Source organism: Micromonospora sp. NPDC049580, assembly GCF_040675595.1.
Taxonomy (GTDB): Bacteria; Actinomycetota; Actinomycetes; order Mycobacteriales; family Micromonosporaceae; genus Micromonospora.
The window spans coordinates 1-5099 of record NZ_JBFAPG010000462.1 but is presented as its reverse complement, the minus strand read 5'-3'; the positions used below and the strand labels follow the sequence as shown (position 1 = coordinate 5099).

Annotated in this window: 3 protein-coding genes, 1 tRNA gene and 1 pseudogene; 2 read left to right on the top strand and 3 right to left on the bottom strand. The window is 70.5% G+C overall.

Translation table 11 applies throughout. From position 1 onward, the window contains the following. Positions 1-233: 233 nt before the first annotated feature. A complete protein-coding gene (locus tag AB0J68_RS26870; RefSeq protein WP_354855170.1) occupies positions 234-1523 on the top strand; it encodes an Ig-like domain-containing protein in 1290 nt (429 codons plus the stop codon). Between the two features lie 140 nt (positions 1524-1663). Here AB0J68_RS26870 and AB0J68_RS26865 read toward each other — a convergent pair. Next, positions 1664-1739 (bottom strand) — tRNA-His (locus AB0J68_RS26865). Positions 1740-1892: 153 nt separating this feature from the next. Further along, a complete protein-coding gene (gene orn / locus AB0J68_RS26860; protein ID WP_363941086.1) occupies positions 1893-2483 on the bottom strand; it encodes an oligoribonuclease in 591 nt (196 codons plus the stop codon). A gap of 73 nt (positions 2484-2556) precedes the next feature. On the opposite strand from orn, the gene AB0J68_RS26855 reads away from it, so the two are divergent. Beyond that, a complete protein-coding gene (locus AB0J68_RS26855) occupies positions 2557-3834 on the top strand; it encodes a glycosyltransferase 87 family protein (RefSeq protein WP_354855168.1) in 1278 nt (425 codons plus the stop codon). Between the two features lie 282 nt (positions 3835-4116). On the opposite strand, the pseudogene AB0J68_RS26850 reads toward AB0J68_RS26855, so the two are convergent. Then, positions 4117-4395 (bottom strand): annotated as a pseudogene (locus tag AB0J68_RS26850) (hypothetical protein); the annotation flags it as partial. Positions 4396-5099: the final 704 nt, after the last annotated feature.

Here is a 5099-nt window from a genome sequence, read left to right as displayed (position 1 = left end):
CCGGCCCGTGCCATCGGCAGGGCCGGCGCGTACCCTTGCACTGCCCGCGCCGTGACGACGGCGGCGGCGACCCTCAGTCCCGGCACAAAGACGAGCCCGAATCACGAAACGCCGGATGGTACCAAGATTCCGGCATCCTGATCGGCGTGTTCCGGTTCACCCTCGGCAACCGAGGCCGGTTCTGGCGCGTCATTAGGAGACGATGGGTCAGGGACCACGACTGTGAGGACATCATGCGAGCTAGCCAGGACCAGCTGATCCGGCCCCGTGGGCGACGCCGCGTGCTCGCGGCGGGGCTGCTCGCCGTGGCGCTGGCCTTCACCTCCGCCTGCACCAACGGCGACGGCGGCAAGCCGTCCTCGTGGCAGGGCGGCGACGAGAGCCCGGCCCCCAAGGCGGCGGCGACCATCAGCGAGCCGGCGGCGGACGCCAAGGACGTGCCGGCGTCCACCGGCATCACCTTCACCACGAAGGACGCCGAGGAGACCACCGTCGACCTCAAGGACGCGTCCGGCAAGGCGGTCGAGGGCACCCTCGCCAAGGATGGCAAGACGTGGCTTCCGAACGGGGCGCTGGAGTACGCCACCAGCTACACCGCCACGGTCACCGCCACCGGCGACGACGGCCGGCCGGCCACCGCGACCAGCACCTTCACCACGATGGCCAAGCCCGACAAGCAGGTACGGGTGAGCAGCTTCCTCGGCGACAACCAGGTGGTCGGCGTCGGGATGCCGCTGATCGTGAAGTTCAGCCGTGCCGTTCCGGAGGACTACCGCGACGACGTGCAGCGCCGGATGACGGTGACCTCGACGCCGGCCCAGGAGGGCATCTGGCACTGGGTCAGCCCCACCGAGATCCGGTACCGGCCGAAGGAGTTCTGGAAGGCGAACAGCAAGGTCTCCTACCGCGTTCAGGCCGGCGGCCTGCCGATGGGTGACGGCTACTACGGCCGCTCGGACCTCTCCGTGGACGTCAAGATCGGCTCGTCGCTGATCATGACCGTGGACAACAAGACCAAGCGGATGACGGTGACCCGCGACGGCTCGGTGATCAAGACCATCCCGGTCAGCCTGGGCAAGAAGAGCACCCCCTCGTCCAGCGGGACGATGGTCGTGATCGAGAAACTGCGCAAGACCGTGTTCGACACGATGGAGGAGCTGGGCCCCGAGGAGGGCTACCGCACCAAGATTGACTTCGCGCAGCGGCTCACCTGGGGTGGCGAGTTCATCCACGCGGCCCCCTGGTCCGAAGGGCAGCAGGGCAGCGTCAACGTCTCGCACGGCTGCGTGAACGTGTCGATGGCCAACGGCGACTGGCTGTTCAAGAACACCCAGATCGGCGACCCGATCACGGTCAAGGGCACCGAGCGCAAGCTCCAGAACGGCAACGGCTGGACCGACTGGAACATGAGCTGGGACGAGTACGTCAAGGGCAGCGCCCTGCCGTACGAGCCGCCGGCCGACCCGGACGCTTCGCCGACCCCGGACGGCGCCGTCACCCCGTCCGCCACGCCGACCGCCTGATCCAGCCACCTGGATCGACTCGAGATCCAGGAAACCGGGGTATCCGACGAACCCGGATACCCCGGTTTCCGGTAAACGGAGTGGATCACCAGCCAGCCCCGAAACGACTCAGGCCCCCTCCGAGGAGGGGGCCTGAGATATGGGGTGACTGATGGGAATTGAACCCACGACAACCGGGACCACAACCCGGTGCTCTGCCAACTGAGCTACAGCCACCACGCCTCCGACGCCCGGTCGATCGCCCCGGGCGGGGTGCGGACCAATAATAGCCACACCACCGCTCACGGCGTCCAGCGGGTTCCCCGCCGACCGCGCCGAGCACCGACAGCAGGGGCCGGCGAGCGCCGCCCCCGCACGGGGCAGGCGCCGTCAGAGGTCGGCGGCGATGGCCTTGGCGGTCTCGACGTCCGGGCCGGGCAGCGGGACGAAGATGGTGCGCCGGTAGTACTCCAGCTCCCGGATGCTCTCCCGGATGTCGGCGAGCGCCCGGTGCGCCAGGCCCTTCTGCGGCTGACCGAAGTACACCCGGGGGTACCAGCGGCGGCAGAGTTCCTTGATCGACGAGACGTCGATCATGCGGTAGTGCAGGTGTGCGTCGAGGCGGGGCATGTCCCGGGCGATGAAGCCACGGTCGGTGGCGATCGAGTTGCCGCACAGTGGCGCGGTGCGCGGGTCCTTGACGAAGGTGCTGATGTACTCCAGCACCCGGTCCTCGGCCTCGGCCAGGGTGACCACCGAGCGGCGGACCTCCTCGGTGAGGCCGGACTTGGCGTGCATGGTCTGGACGATCTCCGGCATCGCCTCCAGCGCGGCCTCGTCGGCGTGGATCACCACGTCGACACCATCACCCAGCACGTTGAGGTCGGGGTCGGTGACCAGTGCCGCGACCTCGATCAGCTTGTCACTGCCAAGGTCCAACCCGGTCATCTCACAGTCGATCCAGACGAGGAGATCAGCCACCGGGACAGCCTACGCGCAGCCCACGCCCCACGGCTGCGCGCTCTGGACCGGACGGACCGCTAGGGTTTCTCAAGTGCCAGCCGAACCCGTCGCACCACCCGCCGTCACCGACGACGATCCCGGTGGCCGTACGGTCCGTCGGCTCGTCGCGATCGTGGCGCTGATCGCCGTGCTGCCGGCGCTCTACCTGCCCGGTCTGGTGCACAACTTCTTCGACCTGAAGATCTACATGTCGGCGATGGACTGGTGGACGGCGGGCCACCCGCTCTACGACTACGTCCAGCCGGACCGGGTGCAGGGTGAGCTGTACTTCACGTATCCACCCTTCAGCGCGCTGCTGCTGTGGCCGTTCGGGCTGATCCGGCTCGGCGCCACCGTGGTGATCTTCACGGTGCTCACGGTGGTGGCCGTGGTGGTGACCACCCGGTGGCTGGTGACGCCGGTGATCGCCCGGCACCACCTGCCGCGAACGTTCACCCTGACCGTGGCCGTGCTGCTGGTGCTGGCGGTGGAGAGCACCCGAGAGACGATCACGTTCGGGCAGATCAACATGCTGCTGGTCGTGCTGATCCTGGCCGACCTGCTGTTCGCCGTACCGCAGGCGCGGCGCTGGGCCGGGGTCGGCGTGGGGCTGGCGACGGCGCTCAAGCTCTTCCCGGGCATCTTCATCGTGTACCTGCTGGCCACCCGACGGTGGCGGGCCGCCGCGGTGGCGAGCGCGACGGCGGCGGCGGCGACCCTGCTCGCGGCGGCGGTCGCGCCCGGGGACTCGTGGCGGTTCTGGACGCAGGAGCTGTGGGACAACGACCGGGTGGGTCGCACCGACTACACCGGCAACCAGTCGCTCTTCGGGCTGCTCAGCCGGTTCACCGCGCCGGAGAAGCCGGACCGGCTGCTGTGGCTGCTGGTGGTCGTGGTGGTGGCCGGTTACGGCCTGTGGCGGGCGGTCCGCGCCGCGCGTGCCGGTGACGCGCTGACCGGCCTGACCCTGACCGGTCTGGTCGGCGCTCTGGTCAGCCCGATCACCTGGACCCACCACATCTACTGGTTCGTGCCGGCGGTGGTGCTGCTCGCCGATGCGGCGTTGAGCGCGAACCGGCCGGAGGAGTTCCGCCGACGGCGGTGGCTCGCCGGGCTCGCCGTGGGCACCGCCGCAGTGATCATCTACGGCGTGGTGTCGTTCCACGACTGGGGGGTGGCACCGGTCCGCACCGACGACCCGGTGGACTTCGTGCTGCGCAACGGCTACGTGCTGCTCAGCCTGCTGCTGCTGGTGGTCCTGCCGGTCCGGGTGGCCCGCCCGATCCGGACTGAGGAAAAGTCGCACCAAATGGACACAAGTCCCCAGTAGCCACCATCGGCGCTAATCTGGACTCACCTACCTCAAGCGTCGCTCGGGTAGCACCGATCCCCCGGTGAGAGTGGCTTTCCGCGTCGGCAGCGCGGAGGGCCACTCGCCGCTTCAGTCCGTCCGCACCGGCCGTGCCGTGGGCTCGGTGCCGGTGGGCGGCCACGCCAGGCTCAACGCCACCTCCGGCGGCCGGGGCAGCCGCGCCGGAGCGTCCAGGTCGGCGAGGGTGACCGGCCGGGCCGGTTCCGCACCGATCGCCGAGCGGGGCCACTCGGCCGCGCCGGAGCCGACCGGGGCGAGCTGTCGCACCGCCGGCAGCGGCGGGGACGACCCGGGATCCCGGGCGCCCAGGCCACTGAGCGACGTGACCCCGAGCCGGCCGGCGAGCACCGGCACCTGGTCCGGTTCGACCACGAAGACCACCTCGCGGGGACGCGGCGGGCGCAGCAGGAGCAGCACCGCGCACGCCACCAGCAGCACCCCCGCCGCCAGCAGGCCCCAGGTGACCGGGCCGACCCAACCCGCACGCAACTCGGCGCGCAGATCCAGGCTCAGGTCGGCGCGACCGTCCGGGCGCATCACCACCAGGCTCATCGACTCGCCGCTCAGCTCGTCGGCGCTCCACTCGAGGGTGCCGACACCCTCGCGTACCCAGAACGGGCGACCGAGCGGGGTGGGGGCCGCACCGGCGGTCGGGGCCGCCGCCGGGACCGCCGGGTCCGTGCGAACCGGCAGCGGACCTCGGGCCAACGCCACCCGACGGACCGAGGCGTACGGCACGGACTCCAGCCACCGGCGCACCTCGGCGGTGGGCGCCAGCCCCACGAAGGCCGGACCGTCGGGCGTACGGGCGTCGAGCCGCAGGCGGGTCTGCGCGCCACGCGCGAAGGGCGCCTCCCGCCGCAGCAGCCGGTCGAGATCGGTGACCACGACCGCGTGGCCGGGTGTGCGGACCGTCTCGAACCGGGCGGCGAAGGTCCCACCGGGGTCGGCGTGCCGGGTGACGAGCCACAGCCCGCCGCCGGCGAACAGCGCCGGAATCCCGATGACCAACAGCAGCAATCCGGTGATCACCCGCACGAACCGCATTCGCAGCGTCCCCCTCCGTAGCCAGATACCCGGCCGACCTTACCGACGTACACCGGCTGATCAGGGGATATCCACGGCACGGCCGACTTCGGTCCCGGGAAGCACGCTGGCCCGCCGGATTGTCCGGCGGGCCAGCGGATGAGCTCATTGGTCAGCGGCGGGATGACGATCCGGAA

Excerpts from the sequence above, each read along its gene's own strand:
- AB0J68_RS26870 (WP_354855170.1), top strand. The coding sequence starts at position 234 with ATGCGAGCTAGCCAGGACCAGCTGATCCGGCCCCGTGGGCGACGCCGC.